27 protein-coding genes, 6 tRNA genes and 2 pseudogenes are annotated in these 24098 nt (G+C 41.4%); 24 read left to right on the top strand and 11 right to left on the bottom strand.

Features of this window, described 5'->3' with window-relative positions; genetic code table 11:
- A pseudogene (locus AC2VE5_RS17475) lies at positions 1-127 on the bottom strand (photosystem II D2 protein (photosystem q(a) protein)); the annotation flags it as partial.
- Between the two features lie 380 nt (positions 128-507).
- On the opposite strand from AC2VE5_RS17475, the gene AC2VE5_RS17470 reads away from it, so the two are divergent.
- The 4 genes from AC2VE5_RS17470 (at position 508) to AC2VE5_RS17455 (ending at position 3667) form a co-directional block, all read left to right on the top strand.
- Positions 508-1101: a photosystem I assembly protein Ycf4 gene (locus tag AC2VE5_RS17470; protein ID WP_486888991.1), complete on the top strand. Its 594-nt coding sequence runs from the start codon at positions 508-510 to the stop codon at positions 1099-1101.
- Between the two features lie 45 nt (positions 1102-1146).
- Positions 1147-1920: a peptidylprolyl isomerase gene (locus tag AC2VE5_RS17465; RefSeq protein ID WP_486888992.1), complete on the top strand. Its 774-nt coding sequence runs from the start codon at positions 1147-1149 to the stop codon at positions 1918-1920.
- A gap of 87 nt (positions 1921-2007) precedes the next feature.
- Positions 2008-3150: a beta-ketoacyl-ACP synthase gene (locus AC2VE5_RS17460; RefSeq protein ID WP_486888990.1), complete on the top strand. Its 1143-nt coding sequence runs from the start codon at positions 2008-2010 to the stop codon at positions 3148-3150.
- Between the two features lie 247 nt (positions 3151-3397).
- Positions 3398-3667: a hypothetical protein gene (locus AC2VE5_RS17455; protein ID WP_486888989.1), complete on the top strand. Its 270-nt coding sequence runs from the start codon at positions 3398-3400 to the stop codon at positions 3665-3667.
- A 73-nt stretch (positions 3668-3740) separates the two neighbouring features.
- Here AC2VE5_RS17455 and ndhM read toward each other — a convergent pair whose 3' ends face one another.
- Positions 3741-4088: an NAD(P)H-quinone oxidoreductase subunit M gene (gene ndhM / locus AC2VE5_RS17450; RefSeq protein WP_486888988.1), complete on the bottom strand. Its 348-nt coding sequence runs from the start codon at positions 4086-4088 to the stop codon at positions 3741-3743.
- 45 nt (positions 4089-4133) lie between these two features.
- Complete coding sequence (locus AC2VE5_RS17445; protein WP_486888987.1) at positions 4134-4682, bottom strand: LeuD/DmdB family oxidoreductase small subunit; 549 nt, start codon at positions 4680-4682, stop codon at positions 4134-4136.
- A gap of 755 nt (positions 4683-5437) precedes the next feature.
- Between AC2VE5_RS17445 and AC2VE5_RS17440 the strand changes: the two genes are divergently transcribed.
- Positions 5438-5716: an Npun_R1517 family heterocyst differentiation transcriptional regulator gene (locus AC2VE5_RS17440; protein ID WP_486888986.1), complete on the top strand. Its 279-nt coding sequence runs from the start codon at positions 5438-5440 to the stop codon at positions 5714-5716.
- Positions 5717-5816: 100 nt separating this feature from the next.
- Positions 5817-5889 (top strand) — tRNA-Glu (locus tag AC2VE5_RS17435).
- 64 nt (positions 5890-5953) lie between these two features.
- Here the strand turns inward: AC2VE5_RS17435 and AC2VE5_RS17430 are convergent.
- From AC2VE5_RS17430 to AC2VE5_RS17420, 3 genes are all read right to left on the bottom strand, one after another.
- Positions 5954-6568, bottom strand: coding sequence for an SRPBCC family protein (locus tag AC2VE5_RS17430; RefSeq protein ID WP_486888985.1), 615 nt, complete (start codon positions 6566-6568; stop codon positions 5954-5956).
- 17 nt (positions 6569-6585) lie between these two features.
- Positions 6586-8724, bottom strand: coding sequence for a sensor histidine kinase (locus tag AC2VE5_RS17425; RefSeq protein WP_486888984.1), 2139 nt, complete (start codon positions 8722-8724; stop codon positions 6586-6588).
- Between the two features lie 315 nt (positions 8725-9039).
- The gene (locus tag AC2VE5_RS17420; RefSeq protein ID WP_486888983.1) at positions 9040-9375 is read right to left on the bottom strand and encodes a hypothetical protein; all 336 of its coding nucleotides are present in this window, start codon (positions 9373-9375) and stop codon (positions 9040-9042) included.
- Positions 9376-9451: 76 nt separating this feature from the next.
- Here AC2VE5_RS17420 and AC2VE5_RS17415 point away from each other — a divergent pair, with 76 nt between their 5' ends.
- The 11 genes from AC2VE5_RS17415 to AC2VE5_RS17365 all read left to right on the top strand — a co-directional run bounded on the left by AC2VE5_RS17415 (position 9452) and on the right by AC2VE5_RS17365 (position 14591).
- Positions 9452-9706, top strand: coding sequence for a hypothetical protein (locus tag AC2VE5_RS17415; protein WP_486888982.1), 255 nt, complete (start codon positions 9452-9454; stop codon positions 9704-9706).
- Between the two features lie 77 nt (positions 9707-9783).
- A complete protein-coding gene (locus AC2VE5_RS17410; protein ID WP_486888981.1) occupies positions 9784-10299 on the top strand; it encodes an HNH endonuclease in 516 nt (171 codons plus the stop codon).
- A gap of 16 nt (positions 10300-10315) precedes the next feature.
- Positions 10316-10705, top strand: coding sequence for an alr0857 family protein (locus AC2VE5_RS17405; RefSeq protein ID WP_486888980.1), 390 nt, complete (start codon positions 10316-10318; stop codon positions 10703-10705).
- Positions 10706-10928: 223 nt separating this feature from the next.
- Positions 10929-11003, top strand: a tRNA-Asp gene (locus tag AC2VE5_RS17400).
- A gap of 206 nt (positions 11004-11209) precedes the next feature.
- Positions 11210-11292 (top strand) — tRNA-Tyr (locus AC2VE5_RS17395).
- Between the two features lie 250 nt (positions 11293-11542).
- Positions 11543-11611: transfer RNA gene (locus AC2VE5_RS17390), tRNA-Phe, on the top strand.
- Positions 11612-11620: 9 nt separating this feature from the next.
- A tRNA-Asn gene (locus AC2VE5_RS17385) sits at positions 11621-11695 on the top strand.
- A 5-nt stretch (positions 11696-11700) separates the two neighbouring features.
- Positions 11701-11775, top strand: a tRNA-Gln gene (locus AC2VE5_RS17380).
- Between the two features lie 412 nt (positions 11776-12187).
- Positions 12188-12634 carry a hypothetical protein gene (locus tag AC2VE5_RS17375; protein WP_486888979.1) on the top strand — a complete coding sequence of 149 codons (447 nt, stop codon included), beginning with the start codon at positions 12188-12190 and terminating at the stop codon, positions 12632-12634.
- 109 nt (positions 12635-12743) lie between these two features.
- Positions 12744-13373, top strand: a complete 630-nt coding sequence (locus tag AC2VE5_RS17370; protein WP_486888978.1) for an RNA ligase family protein — start codon at positions 12744-12746, stop codon at positions 13371-13373.
- Between the two features lie 9 nt (positions 13374-13382).
- Positions 13383-14591, top strand: coding sequence for an AAA family ATPase (locus AC2VE5_RS17365; RefSeq protein ID WP_486888977.1), 1209 nt, complete (start codon positions 13383-13385; stop codon positions 14589-14591).
- 139 nt (positions 14592-14730) lie between these two features.
- On the opposite strand, the pseudogene AC2VE5_RS17360 reads toward AC2VE5_RS17365, so the two are convergent.
- A pseudogene (locus AC2VE5_RS17360) lies at positions 14731-15304 on the bottom strand (Uma2 family endonuclease).
- A gap of 49 nt (positions 15305-15353) precedes the next feature.
- On the opposite strand from AC2VE5_RS17360, the gene AC2VE5_RS17355 reads away from it, so the two are divergent.
- The 5 genes from AC2VE5_RS17355 (at position 15354) to AC2VE5_RS17335 (ending at position 20381) form a co-directional block, all read left to right on the top strand.
- Positions 15354-15902: an RNA 2'-phosphotransferase gene (locus AC2VE5_RS17355; RefSeq protein ID WP_486888976.1), complete on the top strand. Its 549-nt coding sequence runs from the start codon at positions 15354-15356 to the stop codon at positions 15900-15902.
- A gap of 84 nt (positions 15903-15986) precedes the next feature.
- On the top strand, positions 15987-16499 hold the full coding sequence (locus AC2VE5_RS17350; RefSeq protein WP_486888975.1) for a GNAT family N-acetyltransferase: 513 nt from the start codon (positions 15987-15989) through the stop codon (positions 16497-16499).
- Between the two features lie 237 nt (positions 16500-16736).
- Complete coding sequence (gene dnaK / locus AC2VE5_RS17345; RefSeq protein WP_486888974.1) at positions 16737-18737, top strand: molecular chaperone DnaK; 2001 nt, start codon at positions 16737-16739, stop codon at positions 18735-18737.
- A 39-nt stretch (positions 18738-18776) separates the two neighbouring features.
- On the top strand, positions 18777-19721 hold the full coding sequence (locus AC2VE5_RS17340) for a DnaJ C-terminal domain-containing protein (RefSeq protein ID WP_486888973.1): 945 nt from the start codon (positions 18777-18779) through the stop codon (positions 19719-19721).
- 6 nt (positions 19722-19727) lie between these two features.
- The gene (locus AC2VE5_RS17335) at positions 19728-20381 is read left to right on the top strand and encodes a restriction endonuclease subunit R (RefSeq protein WP_486888972.1); all 654 of its coding nucleotides are present in this window, start codon (positions 19728-19730) and stop codon (positions 20379-20381) included.
- A gap of 36 nt (positions 20382-20417) precedes the next feature.
- Here AC2VE5_RS17335 and AC2VE5_RS17330 read toward each other — a convergent pair whose 3' ends face one another.
- The 4 genes from AC2VE5_RS17330 to AC2VE5_RS17315 form a co-directional block, all read right to left on the bottom strand.
- Complete coding sequence (locus AC2VE5_RS17330) at positions 20418-21269, bottom strand: CHAT domain-containing protein (RefSeq protein WP_486888971.1); 852 nt, start codon at positions 21267-21269, stop codon at positions 20418-20420.
- Entirely contained in the window at positions 21233-21589 is a 357-nt protein-coding gene (locus AC2VE5_RS17325) for a hypothetical protein (RefSeq protein WP_486888970.1), read from the bottom strand. The genes AC2VE5_RS17330 and AC2VE5_RS17325 overlap by 37 nt, the downstream gene beginning before the upstream one ends.
- A 21-nt stretch (positions 21590-21610) precedes the next feature.
- Positions 21611-22429: a tetratricopeptide repeat protein gene (locus tag AC2VE5_RS17320; RefSeq protein WP_486888969.1), complete on the bottom strand. Its 819-nt coding sequence runs from the start codon at positions 22427-22429 to the stop codon at positions 21611-21613.
- A 191-nt stretch (positions 22430-22620) separates the two neighbouring features.
- The gene (locus AC2VE5_RS17315) at positions 22621-22845 is read right to left on the bottom strand and encodes a hypothetical protein (RefSeq protein ID WP_486888968.1); all 225 of its coding nucleotides are present in this window, start codon (positions 22843-22845) and stop codon (positions 22621-22623) included.
- Positions 22846-23065: 220 nt separating this feature from the next.
- Here AC2VE5_RS17315 and AC2VE5_RS17310 point away from each other — a divergent pair, with 220 nt between their 5' ends.
- Together AC2VE5_RS17310 and AC2VE5_RS17305 are read left to right on the top strand one after the other, a co-directional pair.
- Entirely contained in the window at positions 23066-23245 is a 180-nt protein-coding gene (locus tag AC2VE5_RS17310; protein ID WP_486888967.1) for a hypothetical protein, read from the top strand.
- Between the two features lie 35 nt (positions 23246-23280).
- Positions 23281-23760, top strand: a complete 480-nt coding sequence (locus AC2VE5_RS17305; RefSeq protein WP_486888966.1) for a flavin reductase family protein — start codon at positions 23281-23283, stop codon at positions 23758-23760.
- The last annotated feature ends 338 nt before the right edge of the window (positions 23761-24098 follow it).

Genomic DNA, 24098 nt, shown 5'->3' with positions numbered 1-24098 from the left:
CCAGGTAGGCGCAGGGGAATAGTAATATTCCGCTCCAGCCTACGAATACAAATCTGTCGCGCTTTAGCCAGTCGTCTACGGTGTCGAATATGCCGCGACTCGGTGCGCTGCCAACTGCAATTGTCATCGATCTAAAATCCTCTCGTTTACTAAAAATTGCAACGTTTCTGAGGAATTAACATTAAGACACGCTCGATTGCTTTGAACTTTCGAGATTTATGAGTAGATTAAAATAATCTTCTCGTTTGGTCTGCTTAATCACTACCGCCACTGAATGACAATCTAGTGTGTCGCTGCTTAATGTTTGTTAATTTATCACATTATTTATGCTAGTATCTCGATCCACACGGTGGTTTTCAGGTGTTTAGCATCAGCCTATTAATATAATTAATATCAGAAATATTTACAATTTGACACAAGTTTGTTCAGCGATCGCCCTATTTATGCCGCTAAACTTGCAGTGAATCACTAATTTAAATACCTTTTTGGGCAACACAGGTCAATGAAATGAGCGTATCAACGGCTAATCCAGGCAATTCCCCGGCTGGGGATACAACAGCATCGCCTATCCTGCGTCAAACTATTTTGGGATCGCGCCGACTTAGCAATTACTGGTGGGCAACGGTTGTTTCTATCGGAGCTACGGGTTTTTTCCTGGCATCACTCTCTAGTTACCTTAAAGTAAATTTTTTACCTTTTGCTAACCCCACCGAGCTAGTTTTTGTTCCCCAAGGGATAGCTATGGGTTTCTACGGTGTCGCCGGGTTGCTATTAGCTGCTTACTTATGGATGGTAATTGTTTTAGACGTAGGCGGCGGTTATAACGAATTTAATAAAGAAACTGGCGCAGTCAAAATCTTTCGTTGGGGATTTTTGGGTAAAAACCGCCAAATTGAGCTCGACTGCAAGACCCAAGATGTGCAATCGGTGAAAGTAGACATCAAAGAAGGCATAAATCCACGTCGAGGTTTGTACCTGCGCGTCAAAGGTCGGCGAGATATTCCTTTATCCCGTGTTGGTCAACCTTTATCTTTGACAGAGCTTGAAAATCAAGCGGCGGAACTAGCGCGGTTCTTGGGAGTCCAAATTGAAGGACTATAAAATATTCAATTGCTCAAGGAAGACTGTAGTTAAATAACAATGGCAATGCAGCTAAAAATTCAAACCTGTTTAATATCGTTTATACTTTTGACTGCGTTGATGATTGGGGGCTGTGGGTCAGGCGATCGCGCAACTTCGGAAACTACTCCCCCAATCTCACAGGCCCAAGAGAATACAAGTACACCAAGCTCAGAAACGCAAACATTACCTACTCAAGCAACTAGCCCACTAATGAAAGATTTACCCACCCTAAATGGCAAAGCAACGGTAGTAATGACCGTTAAAGGCGCACCAATTACGATTGAAGTTGATGGCACAAATGCGCCAATTACGGCGGGCAATTTTGTAGACCTCGTACAAAGGGGCGTATACGACGGCTTAGCATTTCATCGTGTTGTCCGCCAACCAGAACCATTTGTAGTGCAGGGCGGCGATCCTCAAAGCAAAGATCCTAAATTCCCCACTCAAAGATTAGGTACAGGTGGTTTTATCGATTCCAAGACAGGTAGCGAGCGCCGGATTCCTTTAGAAATCACCCCCGAAGGCGCGCAATCTCCGCTCTATAGTGAAATCACAAGCTCACCCAAGTTGAAGCATACTCGTGGTGCTATAGCGATGGCGCGATCTCAATCTCCCGATTCTGCCTCGTCGCAGTTCTACATTGCCCTAGCAGATTTAGCTTTTTTAGATGGCAGTTACGCAGTCTTTGGCAATGTTACGAGCGGCATGGATGTAGTTGATAAAATTCAACAAGGCGATCGCATTGATTCGGCGAAAGTCACATCTGGGGCTGAGAATTTAAAAAACGGTGGGAAGTAAAGTTAGAAAAATAAAGCAAATATTCCTTTAACCTAATTTATTTCTAAAGGGCATGGTATTGAGCCATGCCCTTACTTGTGTGACAAAATGGACGATCGCGACGTAGTTGTTACAGGAATTGGTTTAGTTTCTGCCTTGGGTGACAACCCTGAGACTAATTGGCGGCAGCTAATAGCTGGAAATTCTGCTGTTAAACTACATCAGCCTTTCCCCGAACTTCCAGCGCTCCCTTTGGCTCTAATTGGCAAGCAACCAATTGCTCTAAAAACTCTAACTAGCCAGGTTGTCAGCGAAGCGGTTTCTGATGCGGGTTTGAATCTACCCTTAAGCGATTGTGGTGTTGTAATTGGCTCTAGTCGCAGCTATCAAGCTGCGTGGGAACAATTGGCTAAAAAGTTTGATCAAAATGCACAAATTGATAGCGATTGCTTAGAAATTTTGCCTCACATGAATGCGATCGCCACTGCTCGTCAAATCGGCGCATCTCTCGTTCCTGTCTTTGCGCCAATGGCAGCTTGTGCGACTGGAATTTGGGCAATTTTTCAAGCTTTTCAACTTATTAAAACTGGACTTTGCGATCGCGTCTTAGCTGGAGCCGTTGAAGCTCCTATTACACCGCTCACCCTAGCAGGATTTAAGCAAATGGGGGCTTTAGCACCTACAGGCGCTTATCCTTTCTCTCGCCACCGCCAAGGCTTGGTATTGGGAGAAGGTGGGGCAGTATTGGTACTAGAATCAGCTAAATTAGCCTTGGCGCGATCGGTGCGAATTTACGGGCAAATTCGCGGCTTTGGCTTGACAGCCGATGCCTATTATGCTTCTCAGCCTGCACCTCAAGGGGAAAGTGCAAAGTTGGCAATTGAGCAATGTTTAAAACGCTCTAGGCTTAAGCCTTCTGAGATTGATTACATTCACGCTCACGGGACTGCAACTCAAAAAGGCGATCGCCATGAAGCTCAATTAATCGAACATATGTTTCCTAACGTACCTATCAGTTCGACAAAAGGAGCCACAGGGCATACTTTGGGGGCTTCTGGAGCTATAGGCGCAGCTTTTTGTCTCAAGGCATTGCAGCAACAAATATTACCGCCTAATGTAGGTTTGCGATCGCCAGAATTCGATCTAAATTTGGTTAGCGCACCACGTCAAAATTGTACCCAACAAGTTTTATGTTTCAGTTTTGGTTTTGGCGGTCAAAACGCAGTTATGGCAATTTCTAAAGTAGTTTAGGCGCAATAATACCATCGTAAATTACAAAAATGACCTTTTAACTTAAAGCTATTTATAATTTCTGACAGCTATCTTTTGAGAGATTAAATAAATTATTTCCAAAGTAGCACGAGCAAATAATTAGATACAGAAGGCGCTAAAGTGCGATTACTTTTAGACATAGTTCAAATTACACCATTGGAAAGATGCGAACTACGGTTATCGTTATCTATTCTTGAATCAAGATAAAAAATTCTTGCTCAAACTTATGGATAACAACAAAGAAAAAGAAACACACCGTGCTGTAAACCCTGGTGATGTGATTAGCGATAAACCAGAAAGTATTGAGGAAAAAGCACAACAACTAGCTGTAGATTCTCCTGACATCACTGGCGACCACATTACTGTTCCTGCCTACTTTGTAGTTGACGAACCAGATGGAGAAGAAAAAGCTTTACATCACGTTAAAGATGCTGACGAAATCTCTGATGTAATTCGTCAAGCAAGAGTGGATGAAAACGGCGATCGCATCTGGTAATTGGCAAAAGTTGAATCCCAATAGAAGTTTAAAACAAATGGCAGCTTAAAAGCTGCCATTTGTTTGAGGAGATTCACTCAACTGCGACTTGAGGTACACCCATACTGTAGTTAATCGCCCGTCCATTCAGGTTGTAGCTGATTTGACCATTCTGTAAAAGACTGCGGATAAAATGCTCTAAATCTGAACCTATCCGCCGTAAATTGTAGTCTGTCAAATCAGCGCCGCTATAAGCTTCTACAAACTCGTTAAACTTGCGATACACCTTTTGTAAGGCATCTTCATTCCAATTAAATTCATTGTCTGGATCTACATCCAACGTCAAAACTTGGTTGCTAGGAACAAGCTCCCCATCCTTATTGACTTCTGCTGAGAAAATTCTAATATGGCGAGTTGTAGACTTGAGTAACTGATCTTCCATAGGTAAACGATCTCAATCCTTGGCACTTCACCTCATCTTAAACCATCACTTAGCCTTGGCAATCATGCCAGTTTGACGAGCGTAAGCAAAAATCCCACCAGCATCAATTACAGGTTTAACATCGCCCAAAGGCTGGAGTTGATAAATCTTATTTAAGGTGTGGTTCGTTAGTTGATTTTGCTCAAAGTCGATGGTAACTTCTTGTCCTGTAACAAATTCATCGCACAGCCGCTCTAGAGACTCCCAGGGATAAAGTTCGCCCGTTGCTGTACAATTGCGAAAAAATATCCGCGCATAGGATTGAGCAATTACTGCTTCTACCCCCGCCGCACCCAGCGCAATAGGGGCGTGTTCTCGCGAAGAACCACAACCAAAATTCTCTCCAGCAACAATAATGGGATAAATTGTTTTCGTTGAACCCGATGTAATAAATTTACCAAAGCGATCGGGCAAACCAATCATGGCATAACTACCTAGCTTTTCATACTCATCAGGCTTTGATGGAACTAATGTTAGGTATTCTGCTGGAATAATTTGGTCTGTATCTATATTGTCATCAACAACAAAAATTACACCGCGAATTGAGTTACTCATAAAAAATCTCACGTAGCAATAAACTTAATTATATATTTTGTTTAAAAGTTTTTGCTGCTGTAAATAAAGTTACTTCACGACTACAAGGTATAGCGTATCAAACAACTTAGTTGAATTTGATTTACGTGTAAACACTGAAGCATTTTTTTGAAATTGATGAATCAATAGAAATAACTATTAGTTTATTTTTAACTATTACTAAATAGTTCTTTAGGAAAATATAGTTTTTTAATTAACATTTTTAAAGTGTTATCTTTATCGATAGCGATTAAAAATACTAAAGCTTAGGCAATCAACTACCTGAGAATTCGTATTTGCGATAACGAATATAAATTTTGCAAGGACTGATAAACTATCATTTTTATTAGCCAGCATCAATCTATACCAGTGTTAAAAATATTCTTGTAACAACTGTAACTTAGCCTATTCAGTAGAATTAGCACTTTTAAAAACATTTTGAAAGACTTACAAACTCCTTACATAAACTTTACTATTATCCACCTTAAAAGCTGAATAATAGTAATCGTAAGCCCAACTAATAAATATTTAAGGCGGTAGATACTGCTCAACTAAAAACGTTAATCGAGTTTTGGCTACAACTAAAGTCTGGCTAGGTGGTTTGTGGACAATGATATCAACCAAAGATAGATTTTGTCTTACTTGCTTAACCTAGTTGAAATAGATAAAAAGCCAAAATACTTTTGCTCTAAAAAAAGTCTTCTGCTCAGGTATTGCAAAATTAGGATTTATTTAAAATGAACTCGGATCAAGCATCTCCACAACCAAAGAAAATTGACGTTGGTGTCTATGAGTGTGAAATACACCTAAAATTTAGATTAATTGAAGATAAAGCTGTATTTAGCGATCACGGAGAACTGTTAGATTTTCTGATTGAATCGTTTATAATCGGCGCAGATGAGTATCTTGAGCCACTCCAGTCTTTGGTTAATACTCAAGAAATCTCAGACCTTGAAGCTTCGCCACAAATGCGCCGTCAGCTAATGCGGTTGCGTAACTCCTCAGAGTCATTGTAAAGCAGAGGTAGCAGAACTATAAAGCATTCCTTATTTTGACCGGATTTGGTATTGACACCAGCGCGTAAATTTATTATATTTGTAAAAGTGCGAGTTCAATGCCCCCATCGTCTAGAGGCCTAGGACACCTCCCTTTCACGGAGGCGACGGGGATTCGAATTCCCCTGGGGGTATAAAAAGATAGGGCGCTGTATTTTAAATACAGCGCCCTATTGATTTTAGCGATCGCTTTTTAAATTAACTATTTGCAGTAGTTCCAAATAGATTATGTACTCGCTGACGAATTGCCACAAGATTTAAACGCAAGTCATTGGTCAAACGACGCTCAATAATTGATACTGGCATAGTCCGCTTGGGTAAAACGCATACTGTATAAAAAAGATTAGTTACAGTTTGTTTAGACTGAGGATCGGGCTGTAGCCTCCAAGCACCAGAAAAAGATTTCAAATCGCCCTCAACTAAATTGAAATTAATCTCATGGGGAAATTTTTCTTCCAAGTCAAGAACTACACGGGCTGAAAAGTTGAGACGCAGTAATCTTTGCGTACCGACTTGTTCTAAGCGAATACCTCCCGTTGGATGCTCTAAGCGTTGGCTTTTGGATAGATTAGGAATAAAATCAGCCAAAGACTCGTAATCTGTTAATACCTGCCAGATTGGTTCAATTGCTTGGGAAATAGGAATTTTGGCAGAGATTTGTCTTTGTCTTGGCGACGGCTGCTCTACTTGCACTTCTACCGTATCGAGCAGCAATGATAATTCTTGGGGAGGTAGACTAGATAAAATCCCAATATCAACACTTTCATCAGGAGAAAAATCAGATGTCGATTCAAAGTCTGGTTGTTTAATCACAGAAATTTAGTGGTTTCTTAATTGGGTACGGGTAACTGAGGTAAGGTGAGAGTAAAGCAGACCTGAGAAGATGATGACTGCTCAATAGGTGTACTAGCAACCTCAATAGTTCCATTTAAGTGCTGCACTAGACTTTTTACAAGGGCTAATCCTAAACCAGTACCTTTGATAGCTTGGTCTGTAACTCCATGACCGCGACGAAATTTATCAAAAATATAATTAGCATCTTCTGGTGAAATATTTTTACCAATGTTGGTAACACTTATAGCAATTCGATCGCCTTGTTGAGTAGCTTGTAAGAGGACGTTAGTGCCAGATTCAGCATACTTTCCAGCATTAGTTAATAATTCATGTAATATCCGATCAAAACTGTCGGCATCAGTTTGTAAAAATAGCGATTTTTCAGGAAGTTCTACGGTAATAGTTAATCCTTTGTCTGACCAGGTTCCTGTGTGAATTTGAACTAAGTCATTAAGTTTTGAGCTAATTTTAATAGTTTGTAAATTAAGTGGAGTTTGATTAGATTCTAGCTTTTGTAGCCTGAGTAAATCGGTAATTAAATCGATCTCTTGGGTACATTGTTGCTCTAAAATATCTAAATATTTTGATTTGCGCTCTACAGAAATTCCTGGGGTGCGTAGCATCCGAATAGCTAAATTCATGCTAGTCAAGGGAGTACGTAGCTCGTGGCTAATTGTATCAATAAAATCATCCTTTAATTTGTTTATTTGCTTTAATTGGTCAATTTGCTGCCGAGTTTTTTCATATAATTTTGACTGCACTTCCAAGCTACCTTGTAGTTGGGCTGTACGTTCTTCTACAAGATTTTGAACTTGGCGCAGTGTTTGGTTTTGGATAATTGCTGTACTGACTTGAACGCTAACTAATTCTAGTAAGGCTAATTCTTCTGATTGCCATGTGCGAGGATGAGAGTTTTGCATTAGCAAAAAACCAAATACTGTTCCTTGATTCTCTAGCGGAAACATCAGTACAGAAGGCAAAGTAGCAATATTAAAAACTGGGTTTATTTCAGAATGATGATTAATTAGATTAGGATCGTCAGTAACGTTAGAAATATAGGGTTCTGGAGAACTTAATAAGGCTTGCTGACATAAAAAACATTCATTTAACCAAAAAGATTGATTTGAAGCAACTGAAGTACTAGAAGGTAGAGCAAAGCTATTATTAATATTGCTAGGTATACTTAAATTAAAATTATTCCATTCAGAAATAACAGCAATCTTCGCTTTGGGAAGAAAGTGTTTCGGCGGACGATTTTTAAAAAGTAAATGGCTGTACTTTAAGGTAAGAATTAGACTCCGCTCAACTTGTAAAGCTTGGGCTGTTCCAGAAGTCGCTAACTGGAGAATTTGGTCTAAATCCAAGGTATTTCGGCTTGCCATAGTTAGCTGGTTGATCGCATTTTGATACTGAGTAGAGGTATTTATAACTCGTTGCAAAGAGGCGATGGATTTAGCTTGGGCAATTTGCTCTAGGGCGATCGCTACAGATTCGGCGGCGACTTGAGCGCACTGTTGCTCATAATCGCTCCACTGATAGGGCTGAAATCGCCACAAAGTAATTAACCCATTTTGCTTACCTTGAAAATAAGTAGGTATGCTTAAAACAGCACGGATAGGCAGTGGCAAGTGCCATTGCGTCGATGTCGTTTGTACGTCATCAATTGCCAATAATTCAGTTTGATTTGGTAGCAAGGATATTAGTTCGCTCAGTTGCGATTGGCGTAGCGCTGGGACAAATTTGTCTCCACCCCAATAACCAGTTTGGTTAAGCTGCTGAGCTTCGTCCACAACTGCAATTAAGCAGCAGTCTACGGCAACTGTTTCTCCCCACGCTTGAGAAATTTGTTGTAGCATTGTTTTCGTATCAGAGCCACGCACAACAATTTGATTAATTTTTTGTCCTAAAGAGTAGAAATCTTCTTGATTGTGCATCAACTTGACTAGGGGAGTTTGCAAGGGGGCTGATTGATTTGGACAATGGAAAGGCAACTGTGGAGGTTGTTCTATAGTTGATACTTTTGGCGGCAACACCCCAATATTTTCTGAAGCTTTTGCTCGCTCTTGAATTTTAATCGAGTGAATTGCGGCGGGTTTTTGGTCTTTATTTTTTGGTTGCTCGACAGACTTTGTCATTTATGTTGTCCCCTTTGCCACTGCTCGCAATTAAACTAAATTAAAGTGTCATAAATTTAAGATAGAAAGTTAGACATGAGTAAAGTAAATGTTAGCTCAACATAAGTTCCAGCTATCTATGCTTCAGATTATCCTTTCTTGAGTTTCATGGAATCGGTAATTTTGCTGATTGTGAGAGACTTTGCTTAATTGAGTTGCGTAGAGTAACGGAGGTAGATTTTTATCAATAATCATGCGGCTATTAGCCTATTGATCGAAAAGGCGAACAGATAAACTATTTCTGTTCGCCCCTATTTATGCTTGTTAACCGAGAAATTACTTAGGTAAGCTTTCTGAACTTAAGGGAACCAAATCGCCGCCCGTGGTAAATCCTAGCAACATAGATTCTTGCGGGCGAATTAATTGCCCTGTAAGTACGCAACGAACTTCTTTTTCGGCTGTAGCTGCAATACTTGCTCGAATGTCGTTGCGGGAAACCTGATTTTGATAATCACCAGATTTTTGTTGTACATAGTTCCATAATATGTCTCTAATTAAGGCTTGATAGCCTACATTGCCAGAAAGCTCCTTAAGTTTGTCTTTCAGTTCCCGCTCTAGGCGGATGCTGGTAACTTCCATTTCGGTGGTGGTGGTACGGGTTAATGTATGCACAGTGTCTTTTCTCCTAAATATCTGGACAGGATAGTAATACAAGTGTAGTATGTTTAAAGGAATGTTCAAGTCGCGGATGTCACAGGTGAAATTTTCTTTGAAAAGCTTATCGCTCTCCAAATCGTTGCAACCCAATTTTCTGAAAAATTGGGAATCGGCAGCTTGGCAGGTGGAGTGTCTATTTATAGACAGCGATCGCCATGAGCAAAAAGAAATTACACCAGGAAATCATGATGACTTGGCATATCTAGGCAGTAGCGCCCTAAGTTTGGCACTGCAAAGCAATCGAGGAAGTGGGGGGTACAGGCAAAAAATAGCCTTGCCAATATAGCAATAAAAGACGTTAGTCATTTTTAGCCCCCGCCTCTAAGTAGTAGAAGTGGGGGTTTTTATATAAGGAGCCTAGTTGTGACGATCGCAACGCAAGTATTAGACCATTCGGTGGTGGTGTTCTCTAGAAATTATTTGCCAATTAGTCGCGTCAATATCAAACGCGCGATCGCGCTATTAATATTGGGTAAAGCCGAAGCCCTAGATTTGGCAAGCGAGACTTGGTTTGTAAAGTCGCCTAATTTGGTTATTGCTGTCCCCCAGCACATCCGCTTAACGATTGCCAGCACCGAACGGATTTGGAAAGTTCCCCCAGTAAATCGGCGCGAAGTTTTAAAACGGGATAACCAAAGTTGCCAATACTGCGGTAGCAACAAACGCTTGACGCTCGATCACGTGATTCCGGTATCCAAGGGCGGCGAACATAAGTGGAATAACGTCGTTACAGCTTGCGAACCATGCAACCAGCGCAAACGCGATCGCACACCTAACGAAGCTGGTATGCCGCTACGCACCAAACCAAAAGCACCAATGCACCCGACTGTTGCTTTTGCCGAAAACTTTTGGCACGGCGAAAGTGCCTGCTCTCCATAGAAGGAACTCAAGGACAATGCTGAAACTAACTTACATTGAGACTGGTTTTTATTTGGAATATTTAGCCAAATCCTTAGAGGAGTGGGTGCAAGGACGGGTAGTTTTGGCACTGCGCGTTGGTGAGTCTTTGTGCATTGAACCGAGTACGGCTTCATTTTTGCTACCTGCGGATTTACCAGGTTTAGAGGCATTGGTACTTGAAGTCAGACGGCTCGATCTAGAGTCTATTAGTTTGAGTGCTTGCGATGCTGAATATATCGAAGTCAGTATCGAAGGTACTTGGGTAAGCTCAGACACAGACAGTGAGGAGGGCGTGTTTGTCGCCGCGATGTCTCACTCAATTGAGTTCTTTTTACTGAAATTGTGGCAAGACTCTCAAGTTAATGCTTCAGTTTTAAGCGAGTAGGGACTTAATACTGGGTTGATGGAGGTGCATATAACTTATGCATCTTTTTTGGGCTGCGCGATCGCACTTAGAGACGCAATGTAGCAATTTTAAAAATCTTTGCCCTTACCCCTTGACAAGTTTGTAGTATATTTGTAGTATAAACGTAATGCAAGAGAGAAAGAGCTAAAACTTCTAACCTCCAGCATTGGAACCATGAAAACTAAATAATTCCACCATTAATCGCGGTGTAGCTCAATTGGTTAAAGCGTCCGGTTGTCTGCCGGAATGTTGCTCTTTTCGAGTCTCGTCACCGTAGTAAAGACTGATACCAAGTTGCGTTCTAAAAAATCATCCTTAATTCAGGAAAAGTGGCTATACCCCAGGAACCCTGCTGCTATGTCGGAGCGCAACTTAGTATGAGTACCCAAGTGGTCTAAGGGGGAAGGAGCGCAAAACTTCTCGGATAACACGGGTACTCTACGAGAAGGCTCCGCCTACGAGTCCCGTTAGGGCTACTGTGTTGGGTTGGCTCACCTATAGGTGTGGGCAGAGGTCCGTAAAACCTCCGCTTAATTGCTTTGCTGGTTCAAATCCAGCCCGACCCATTGTGGAGAAGTGGCTGAGAGGCTTATAGCGTCCTCCTAGGGGATACGGTTTAAAACCCGCCCTTGGTTCAAATCCCTCCTTCTCCGCTTGTAGTGCGATCGCACTACAAAAGAGAGATGAATCAAACCAAACTATTTATCTTTCTTTTTATATCTCCCGGTAGCTCATACCAAGTTGCGTTCTAAAAAATCATCCTTAATTCAGGAAAAGTGGCTATACCCCAGGAACCCTGCTGCTATGTCGGAGCGCAACTTAGTATCAGTTGGTAGTAGCGCCTGTCTGAAGAACAGGAGGTCGTCGGTTCAATTTCGATCTGGGGGACTTCGCTGGCTCATAGCTCAATGGCAGAGCGTCCCGTTGTTAACCGGAGTGTTGTAGGTTCAAGTCCTACTGAGGCAGCCATTTATTGGGGAGTAGGCGACGTTGGCAAAGCCACCTGACTTTGACTCAGGATCTCGCAGGTTCGATTCCTGCCTCCCCAGTTCTGTTGGATGCAGGCTTGTCTCTACGAAGGATGAGTCGCTAGGTTCAATTCCTAGGCAGGGGGTTAGTTGTGGTTAATTTAAAGGATATTTTGGCGTTGCCCAATTAAAGGATGAATTGTTGAAAGCACTATTCTCGCAACGCCTCCTAATCCCCCCAACGCCAGGGGGACGAGCGAACATCCAGTTTCTCCATCCAATTGGGGGCTAGGGGCAAATTCATCTCATTATTCACCAACAAGGTCACAGGTTCGAGTCCTGTTATCCCCATTTAATTTTAGTGGGTGGTTGGCATAGCGGTTTAGTGCAGCTAGCTATTAACTAGCACTAGAGAGGTTCGCCTCCTCTACCGCCTATTTTATTTTTGGTAAGTGCGATCGCATTTTAATTAGTTTGCTTAGAGTTTTAATTTATGACATACAAAACACTAACAGAAATTGAAAGTCTGGTTAGAGCATTTGAAGATTGCGTGTTGCCTCGCTCCTGTTGGACTCATCAAGCTCATTTAACTGTTGCACTATGGTATCTTATACATTTTTCCGAAGAAGAAGCGATTCGATATATTCGTGATCGCATTCGTAAATACAATACTGTTACCGGAATTGAAAATACAAAAGATAGTGGTTATCACGAGACTATAACTTTATTTTGGATGCGGACTATTCTTAACCATCTTATTTCTGAAATTAACGCCTATAGGTTTGTAGATATAGCTAATAAATTACTCAATACCTATAAAAATGCTGAACTTATATTTGAATATTACAGCCGAGACTTACGGCTATCTCAGGAAGCTCGTATTAGCTGGGTTGAAGCTAATATAAAACATTTAACAAGTTATTCAAGTCTTGGAGAGTAGAAACAAAAAGTTTATTTTAAAATGAAATCTTGAGGAGCATAAATGAGCATATTCAAAGTAGAAGTAGTCAAAATTAATAGTATTAATCCTCATCCCCATACCTCAAAATATGAGTGGAGATGTAGAATTTCCGATTGGGCAGTACAAGTTTCCTAGTTCCGAACATTTCAAACGTTACCGCGATGTTTTACAGGTAGGGGAGGAAGTAGTAGTTACTGAAAAAATCCACGGTACTAATTTTACTGTGCTAGTTGATGAAAATGGTACTCATATCAGTAGCCATAACTACTTTTGGAAAAATAACGCTACAAATAAAAACTTAGTTTATATTCGTGCTTATAATGAATATCCTTGCTTGCAAAACTTGCCCGTAAGCACTCAAGTCTTTGGAGAGATATATGGCGTTCAAGATATTAAATATAGTTTGTCTAACGGCAAAATAGGCATTGCTATATTTGCAGTTAAAGATCATGGCAAGTTTTTAAACTACGAGGAATTTAAGGTATTTTGTACCAAATATTCTTTACCTCAAGTACCTATACTTTATCAAGGTGCTTACAGTTGGGAAGCAGTAGCGCAATTTAACAACGCTAATAGCGTAGTAGACAAAAACTCAATTATAGAAGGTGTGATAGTTCAGCCTGTAAGGGAAAGAACTCACCTGGAAATTGGTCGAGTAGTATTGAAGTTAATTAGCGATCGCTATTTGCTGCGCTCTGGTGGTACGGAACTACACTAAAACAAGATTATGGGTATTAGACACTTTAGCAATTATGACAGCAATCCTCAGTATCGCGATCGCAAAGATTGCGATTTGCTAGGTGCTGGTTGGAAACCATTGCAGCGAGAAATCGATCTAGGCTACCTTTGGCAAGTTGCTAGTAGCGATCCGGGCGAACTTACTCATCAAGCTGTAGACTTAGTTAGCGATCTTGCAGATGCGCTTACTCGTACTAATCATAGCTGGTGGGCAAATATATTAAACGTTTTTTCTGATTACACTCGTGCAGATATAAATGAGTTTTGGGACTACATTACTCCCGAACCCCCCGCACCAGATTATCGTTACAAAGACGTTTTGACTACCAGAACACCTATCACTCAAGAAGTTAGCCGCGATAGTATTCCGATTGATTATGTTCTCAATCGCTTGCAAGAAATTACCGTGCTTAAGGTACTAGAAATATTAGGTCGTCCTGACTCGATTACTCAGTGCTTTCAAGAACGGTATTTTTATTATCCTGTAGAGCGATTTGTTGATTGGAAAAGTGTGGAAAATGTTGGTACAGCTTTAGCCTATTGGTCTAAATATGAGCTTTGGTTGCAAATAAGTTATGCAAGTTTGACTCAAAGACAATTTACCTTAATTGCGAAGGAATTAGGGCAAATTGTTAACAAAGCTACCTATAATTTGGCAGTAATATTAAGCGGGTATCAAAGCCGCGTTGGTAAGGTTAATAGCCTGTTTCCAATTAATACATTTCCTAGAGATATTCAAAGTTTTACCGATGTAGTACAGCAAGCAATTTTAGCTCAAGATCAATTGGCTGTGCTAGTACAAGGCGATCCAGGTACGGGAAAAACTGCTTGGACGCAAGCGGTAGCTAAAGAGATTTTGATACCTTTGGGATATGTAGTTTTTATATTGGATCATGATGCAGTAGAAAACTTTGTGCCACCTAGTTATTTAGAGCGAGTTTGTCTAATTATTAATGAGGCAGATAACCTAGCACAAAATAGAGCAAATATAGCGGCTCAAGCTAACAATAAAACTGAGCATATTTTGAGTTTACTTGATGGCACTTTGTATCAAAGCGTAATTGATGAAGCGGGTATTCAGGCCCACCAAAAATTAGTTGTATTGATGACTTGCAACACTACTGAAAGATTAGATCCAGCTATGTTACGCAAAGGTAGAGTTGATTTAATTTACGAATTTACTCAGCGCTTTGTTTAATAGTTTAAAGGGATTTATCCGATGTTTTGTTTAATAGCCTAGTCCGCCTAGGGTTAAAACCCGCTTGCTTATAGCCAAAGTCGGCTGAAGCCGACTAAGATTTTTTGTGTATAGGTACTATTAAAAATAATATCTATATCTAGTTAAGGAAAAAATTTGATAAATCGAGGGTTAGAGCAGAAAAATGAGGTAATGCGATCGCATTATTAGGTAAGTAAATTTGTCTATTAGCATACTCAAAACTATCTTGAGTTCGATAAGGCTGACTGTAGGCTTCTAAACAGTTGGCTACTAAATTAAACAGCCAATAGTTATCACTTCCCGATTCAGAGTAAAGAGATAATTTAGTTTCTCGGGTCATATTTTAAAGTGGAATCTGACACCTCAATTACTAATAAAATGTCTGCAATACTAGGGTGACTATCTAAATAGCGAAGTCTTCGATTGCGAACTATAACTAAATCAGGTTCGGGTTCGCTATCCTCACCTAAAATAATTGGTTCTTGGTTGCGTACAGTTGCTTGTCCTTGTAAAAGAGTAAATAATTCACCAAATAACAGCGTATTACAAACAGAATGAGGCGTACCTTTTGCTACCCTTTGGATAATTTGCCCTCTAATTAGAGCAATTCGCTCGTTTTCTTGAAAAGAACCTAACTCAATTAAACGGTGATATTCTGCTAAAGAAAAACGTTTTGGAGTAACTGAAGTCATGAGTAAAACTAATTATTTCAGTTAACCAAGTACATACAATCTAGCATTTATGAACAATTCTCAATTAGTAAAAATTAGTAGATATCTTAGCAAGCATTTACGCCATCAACCCGATCGCTTAGGTATTAAACTTTTGCCTGGTGGCTGGGTTGCGGTGGAGGAATTATTAGCTGCTTGTAAGAAAAATGCTTTTCCAATTAGTTGGAAGCAGTTAGAGGAAGTAGTAGCAAATAACGATAAACAACGTTTTTCTTTTGACTCTACAGGTACGTTGATTCGCGCCAATCAAGGACACAGTGTAGACGTAGATTTGCAACTAGAACCTGCTACGCCGCCAGATGTGCTTTATCATGGCACGGGTGCGAGTGCAATTAAGGCAATTATGCAGACAGGTTTATCCAAAATGTCCCGCCATCAAGTGCATTTATCTACCGATATAGCGATCGCACGCAATGTCGGCGCAAGACATGGTAAACCTGTAGTTTTGCTTGTTGATGCGGCAGCTATGTACCAAGAGGGTTATGTATTCTATTGTTCGGATAATGGTGTTTGGCTAGTTGATAACGTTCCACCGGAGTATTTGCGACAGTTAGATTAGATCGGAAATACCTCCCAGGAGTAAGAAATGTGGCGTTTAAAATTAAATTAGTGTTGTCTAACACCTAAAAAGCAAGCTATTTTTGTGTCACTTCACATTTTTATCAGAAAGCCGCTTGAAGAAGATTGGCAAGAATTGTTGGCTTTGCACCAAAAAAGTAAGGAGTTGCATTATCCCTGGGTGTCTCCGCCATGTACTGAAGATGAGTGCAAAGCCTATATCAATCTCTGTCAGAATCAGGATTTTGAAGGACTGTTAATTTGTCATGCGATCGCCAAAAATATTATTGGTGTTGCAAATCTCAGTCAAATTTTCTATAGAGGTTTTCAAAATGCTTATCTTGGTTATTACGTTGATGTAGACTTTGCAGGTCAGGGATTCATGTTACAAGGTGTTCGGTTAACGGTTTCTTATGCTTTTTATACTCTCAGTTTACATCGCGTTGAAGCCAATATCCAACCGGAAAACACTGCTTCAATTCGTTTAGTGCAGCGATTGGGTTTTACAAAAGAGGGATTTTCAAGGCGATACTTGAAAGTCAATGGAGATTGGCGCGATTGCGAACGTTGGGCGTTGACAAGTGAAAATTGGAATTAAAAGCTAGAAGTAATTTATATCTATGCACGTATCCGATCTTCCCAATCTTCTCGTTCCTTTGGCGCTGCTAGGTCTAATTGTAGTAGCCGCGATCGCATTCAGTAATAGCAGTAAATAGCAAAAACAAACTTGTTAGCGGCAGCGTAATCTAAAACATAGCTTTGGGCAAGATACAATAATCCCAAGGATTGGCTCAAAACGAGTGTTAAACAAGATACGCGAGGAGAACGGTTAGGCATGGGTAAAGTAGTTGGTATAGACTTAGGTACAACTAACTCAGTAGTTGCTGTCATGGAAGGCGGCAAACCCGTAGTAATTGCCAATGCCGAAGGAATGCGAACGACTCCCTCGGTGGTAGGGTTTAGCAAAGATGGCGAACGCTTGGTAGGGCAGTTAGCCCGCCGTCAAACTATTTCTAATCCGCAAAACACCTTTTACGCAGTTAAACGATATATTGGGCGCAATTATGCCGAACTCAGCCCCGATTCAAAGCGGGTTGCTTATACTATCCGCCGCGATGAAATGGGTAATATCAAAATTCGTGCGCCACGATTAGAGAAGGATTTTGCCCCCGAAGAAATTAGCGCGATGGTGCTAAAAAAGTTGGTAGATGATGCCAGCCGCTATTTGGGCGATAAGGTAACTGAAGCAGTAATTACCGTACCAGCGTATTTTAATGATTCTCAACGCCAAGCAACACGAGATGCGGGAAGAATTGCCGGATTAGAAGTAAGAAGGATTCTCAACGAACCAACGGCGGCTTCACTAGCTTACGGACTAGATCGCCAAGAAAATCAAACGATTTTAGTTTTTGACTTGGGTGGCGGTACGTTTGACGTATCGATTTTGGATGTGGGGGATGGTGTATTTGAAGTCAAAGCTACCAGTGGAGATACGCAACTAGGCGGTAACGATTTCGACCAAAAAATCGTCGATTGGCTGGCAGAACTATTTTTAGACGCAGAGGAAATAGACTTAAGACGCGATCGCCAAGCCTTGCAACGGCTATCGGAAGCGGCGGAAAAAGCCAAAATTGAACTATCTAGCGTCAACATTACAGACATCAATCTCCCGTTTATTACAGCTACCGAAGACGGACCAAAACATCTGGAAACCCGCCTCAGCCGCAGCCAATTTGAGGAATTGTGCGAAGACTTGCTTGCTAGACTGCGAAAACCAGTCAAAAGGGCGCTAAATGATGCAAATCTCAGACCCGCCGATATTGATGAAGTTGTCCTTGTCGGCGGCGGTACGCGGATGCCGATGGTACAACAATTAGTACGGAGTTTAATCGGTAAAGAACCCAATCAAAATGTCAATCCTGATGAGGTTGTAGCGGTCGGCGCGGCTATTCAAGCCGGAATTTTGGCAGGAGAACTCAAAGATGTATTATTGCTGGATGTTACGCCGCTATCGGTGGGATTAGAAACAATTAGCGGTGTGATGAAAAAACTCATTCCCCGCAATACAACTATCCCCGTTAGGCGATCGGATATCTTTTCTACGGGAGAAAACAATCAAACTTTAGTAGAAATCCATGTCGTCCAAGGCGAACGGGAAATGGCAACCGATAACAAATCCTTGGGAAGATTTAAGCTAACAGGGATTCCTCCCGCACCGCGAGGAGTTCCCCAAATTCAGGTGGCGTTTGATATTGATGCTAACGGGATATTGCTAGTAACCGCTTTAGATCGTAATACCGGACGAGAGCAAAGTATTACAATTCAAGGTGCTTCTACTCTTAGCGAAGCTGAAGTTAATCGGATGGTACAAGAAGCGGAAAAATACGCCAATAGCGATCGCAAACGTAAAGAAAGAGTTGAAAAACGCACGCGCGCCGAAGCTTTGACTTTGGAAGCAGAAAGAGAACTCAAGCAAGTGGCATTGGATTTTGGGATGCAATTTGCCCGCAATCGCCGCCAGCGAATAGAAGTTTTAGTTAAGCAACTACGGGAATATCTCAACCAAGATAGCGATCGCGGTATCGATCAATCCTATGCCGACTTGAAAGATGCGATTTCTGACCTCAACCGCGAAGTGCGTCAGTATTACAGCGATGATGATGATGGTGGCAACTTATTTGATTCGATTCGCCGCGTATTTACTGACGATGATGACGATTACGATCCGCCACAGCGCCGAGATCGCCCTTATTATAGTAACGATGAGGGTTTTAACCGTCGGCGACAGCGCCCTAGTTATCAAGATAATTGGGACGACGATGACAATTGGCTATAGCTGCATAACACGATCTCAAACTAACCGCTTTTACAGAATATGCAGAACTTGCAGAATTTCAAAAATTACTACGATATTTTAGGAGTACCTAAAGATGTTGCTAATGAGGAAATCAAAAAGGTTTTCCGCCGATTAGCAAGGCAATATCACCCAGATTTGAATCCGGGAAATAAAGAAGCTGAGGAAAAATTTAAAGATATTGGGGAAGCTTACGAAATCCTGGGCGATCCGAGTAAGCGATCGCAATACGATCAATTTAGCCTGTATTGGCAGCAGCGAGGGCGCGGTAAAGCAGGTAAGGTAGGATTCAAGCGCGGTAATCGTGGTGGTGAAACAGAATTAGACGAGTTTGCTGATTTTGAAAGCTTTATCGACCAAGTGCTAGGGCGCAATAACAAAGCTAGTAGTAACGACGATCCTTTTCGTCCTGGTACAACAAAATACGCCACTACAGTTACTCCTCGTCTCAGTCGTCGTAATATTGAAGCTAGGCTAATTGTTCCTTTAGAAAAAGCCTACGAAGGTGGCGCGGAAAGAATTAGGTTAGAAGATGGGCGCAGCCTTGAAGTTAATATGCCTCCAGGGATGTTTACCGGGCAAACTATCCGCTTAAAAGAACAAGGAGTAGGGGGGGGCGACCTATTTTTAAAAATTACCGTTTCTCCCCATGATTACTTTCAAATTGAAGGTAATGATATCGCCGTTAAACTGCCTATTACTCCTAGCGAAGCTGTATTAGGTAATCCGGTAGAAGTGCCAACGTTAGACGGATTAGTACAAATGAATTTACCCGCCGGGGTGAGATCTGGTCAAAGATTGCGCCTGGCAAATAAAGGCTACATTGATAACCAAGGTAGGCGCGGCGACCAATTAGTAGAAATTCAGATTGTAATTCCTAAAACTATTAGTCCTCAAGAAAAGGAACTATACGAAAAACTCCGGCAAATTGAAACTTTCAATCCCCGCGCTGACTTGCTTGTGTAAACAGCTATGACAACTATAAACGCTAAAAATTTAACCTTAGCTGAAGTGCATCGCCTGCTGCAAATTGAAAAACTACCTAATGGTTCTTTTTCATCTCTATTATTTTTAGAACCGCTAACACCATTTGAACAGCAAGAGATTGTCCAAATTAGTAATGATTTTAACAGTTACTTAGTTGAAGGCAGAGTTTTAGAAGGGTTGGTAAAAGCTTTAACTACTTTTCCTTTACTGCGATTAGCTGGGTTTTACCACTTTCCGCTCAAGCTTAACTTAGAGCAAGATATTGCCAATATTGCAGTGGATGATGAAGATGCTCTGATTACTGGGCGGCTGGATATTGTGGCGATCGCACAGGCAACCAGCACTGATGCACAGTTTTTGGTTTTAGTTATAGAGTCTAAAAATAGTAGTATTGCACCATCAGCAGGCTTACCTCAACTACTTACTTACGCCTATAAAAGCTTAGAATCCCAGCAATCAATCTGGGGGTTAGTTACTAATGGCGAGCTTTATCAATTTGTATATATTCAACAGGGAAATCCACCAACTTATCAGCAAATGCCGATTGTTAGCCTGATGGATGTGGATACTTCAATGCAGTTACTCCAGGTTTTGAAAGCAATTTGTAAATTCCAAATCTCGACAAAAAGTAATGGATAATGCGATCGCACTCTTTGAAAAAAGCGATCGCTCTTTCTAACGCGCATCCCCAATTAAAATAAATGGCGACCAATACAAAGGATGCTTATCAATTAAGCTCAACTTCGCACTCCGCAATGCTTCTCCTTTGGTCATGCCTTTTTTAAGATTTTGGTAAAACGCAATCATCAATTCCTTGGTTTCCTTGTCTTTAGCTAACCAAAGACTTGCAATTACAGACCTTGCTCCTGCACGTTCAAACAAGTATGCAATCCCGGCAAATTCTTCACCGCTAGAGTTGGCTTGTACGGCGGTTTGACACGCACTAAGTACAACTAAATCGGTGTTTTTGAGTCCCAGTAATGCCGCATCGGCGATATTGAGATTGCGATCGCGAAACAAGATCGTATTTGCCTCTAACTTCAAGTCAGGACAACCTTCGGGACGAAAACAACCGTGAGTAGCTAGGTGCAAAATGGAAAACCGAGGAGCAAGGGTAGTGAAAGTATCGAGTTTAGCTTTAGCGCCTAAATATGCCTCACTTCCTGACAATAGTGGAGCGATACTTTTGACTTCATCTTCTGCCCCTTGCCGACTACGCCCATCATTAGGGAAGGGATTGCCTAGCCCTAACAATGTTGACTTTTGTTTGTTTTGTGGCAAAGAACGACCCGAAAGGCGAGTGAGATTGTTAACGGGGTATTTCTCAATCAGATATTTATTTGTTTTGCTATCAACCAGGGTTTCAAAAGGGATATAGCGTAATTTACCTGTAGCAATGATACTTACTTGTTTGGCTTTATTGGCTACAATTTGGGCTTCTACAGGGCAAATTAGGATGTCATAGAGCTTAGAGCTAGCGTGCGTGGTACTTACTTGTTGAACCTGCCATCTGTTAGCTCTTGACAATATTGAGTAACTAACTTATCAAAGGCTTTAGGATCGATTTTTTGTTGAGTGACAGTTAGTTTGTCTTTGGTGAGGACAAATAGTGCGATCGTATTTGGGACACTTCTGGCTCCAGTTAGGAAAACAGGTTGAATAACCACTGTCCCCGTAGGGATGTTAGCTCTTAATCGGGCAATATCTTGGGGTTTGGTTTCAAATAGATCAGCAACTTCTGGGAACTGGCGGGAGATAGTTTCTGCTTGTTGATTAACCTGTGCTTGTAAAGTATTGATTTGTGCTGATAACTGAGGAGAAAACTTTTGTTGCAACTGCTGACGCAATCTTTCTAATTGACTGTTAGATTAATTCCACTCCTCGATTGCTTGTTGTGCTTGGGGATTAGCGACTTTGGCATTGATTAAGCGGGAATAATCCGCAAGATCGGCGGTAGTGGTAAGGTTTACCCACTGATATGCACGTTCTGGCTTGTTTTGGGCAATTAGTAGGTCAATCAAGGCAATCCCACTACCTAGTTCCTGCTGCAAAAATGCTTGGCGATTTGAGCGCTCTAGCCCCCCACGCAGTTGTAAGGTAATTTCCACCAATTGTTCAAAATTCTTGATAGCTTCAGTTGGTTGGTTAGTATTTCGATAAGCTAAACCAATATTACCTAGTGTTTTGGCTTCCAAGGAGCGATCGCTAACTTCTCTAGCAATTGATAAAGATTGGTTGTAAAACTCCAAAGCCTTCTGTGGTTGCCTGATGCTGTTGTAGACGGAACCAATATTATTTAGTGTTACGGCTTCCCCAGAGCGATTGCGGACTTCTCTGCGAATTGGTAAAGCGGCATTGTAAAACTCCAACGCCTTCTGTAGTTGCCCAATGCTGTGGTAGTTAAGACCAATACCAAAAAGTGCAGTAGCTTCAGCTTGTTTATCTTGAAGTTGCCTAGCTAGTATTAAAGCTTGTTGGCATGTGGCGATCGCCTGTTGGGGTTTCCCTTGCCGTGTCTGTTGCGCTGCTTGCTGTTGCAGTTTTTTCAGTTCTTGCTGCCCTAAGTTTTGTGTCTGTGCTTGGATAGGTTGCAAAATCGGCGGCGCGATTGCGCTAAGAGCGATCGCAATTAAACTAATACTTACTGCTAATAAACCACTACAAAGCTTTTTTGCTCCTGACACCATAGTTTTCTCCCACTAAGTTGAATGTATCACCCAGCCCTGAAACACAACTTCAATTGTTTGAGCGCTATTTTCGGATAAAAAAGACAGGACTGCTAATATATTCTGGAAAAACTTATCTTGCGTTGGGCAATTTGTCTGGGAAGTGCGATCGCACGGTGGAAAATTTGGCAATTTTTATGCAAATAAGTTCATCAAAGCGATTCAAAGCGTGCTGTAAATCCTTCGAGATTTTGGCACTCATCTTGAAAAGCCTCCGCATCACCAACATCTTCAATTTTGTATTCCATCAAACGCTTGTCATCGGGCGTTTTTTTGGAGGACACACAAGTGCCTTGATACTTGTCTACTAGAGTAAGAAAGGTTGCACTCCATTGTTTCCAGGCATCCGTTGAACAGTCAATAGTTACAAGCCACATAATAATATTTAAGTTGAAACGATACTAGAACGATACTTAGCTAGTGATAAGTTCGGTAGTTTTGAAGACGTAACAGTTCATTATAGTGGCAGACGAAATTGCTAATAGATTCTATGTAGTTTTTGGTAGGGTCGTTGGCTTAAGTCCTTGCTAAGCAAGATAATTTTGACAAGCGAGGGCTGCTTGTTGCATTTAGAGATATTCAACACTTTTTCAAAATTTGCACAAGCAATTAACAATTCAAAGCTTCCTCATTATCTTGACAAGTTATGGGCTACTAACTTGCATTGTCGGTCATATCCTATACGACAACCTGCTGTTATCAATACCTGACTTGCAAAAGGCGATAAATGAGACAAAAAAAGGGCGATCGCTTTGCGGTTGGGGTAAAAACCTATAGCATCAAAAGAGTAGAACCAATCGGGAGAAAAATCCTTGCTAGACGAACAAGCCAAGAAAACCATGCTGCGGAAGATTCCTCACGGACTCTATATCTGTGGTGTTAAAGATGGAGAAGAAGTCAACGGCTTTACTGCAAGCTGGTTGATGCAAGCTTCATTTAAGCCGCCATTAATAGTCAATTGCGTAAAACAAGATTCCAAATCTCACGCCATGATTAAAAGTAGTGGTGTATTTGCCATTAGCTTCCTGGACGCAGATCAAAAAGATATAGCTCAAAAATTCTTTCAACCCCAGCGCCGAGTTGAAAATAAATTTGATGATGTCGAATTTTATCTTGGCGAAACTGGCTGCCCAATTATTTCCGATTCCCTAGGTTACGTCGAGTGTCAAGTTGTTGGGGCGGTAGAAAAAGGCGATCATACCGTTTATGTAGGCGAAGTAATCGCCGCAGGCATTCACCGCGAAGGCGAATCATTGAGACTAGAAACGACAGGCTGGCAATACGGCGGTTGATTAAGAGTTTTGAGTAGACCTCTTGCAAAAGGCTAAGAAAAAATTTTCTTTAGCTCGTCGCCGGAAGCCCCGCGCTCTATCGCCTCGATGAGCGACGGGATGGATAGGCGCAAAGCTCGCCGGGACGAAGGATTCGTCCGGCAGACTTTGCGGGCGGCGACGTATCTCCAATGATGTTTGGCTATTGCCAAACGGGAGAGGAGATGTATGTGGGATTGCTACAGGATACGTGTAAAAACCTGCAAGATAGACCTTAAAGCATTACCTAGACTAGCTTTGGAAATCAGATTCAGCCTTGTAAGCAGTCCCACAAAAAGGACAGAAACGATGCTTGAGAG

Source organism: Aliterella sp. E5.1, from assembly GCF_057473825.1.
Note: the sequence above shows the minus strand (reverse complement) of the source record. Positions and strands in the feature narration are given on the sequence as shown.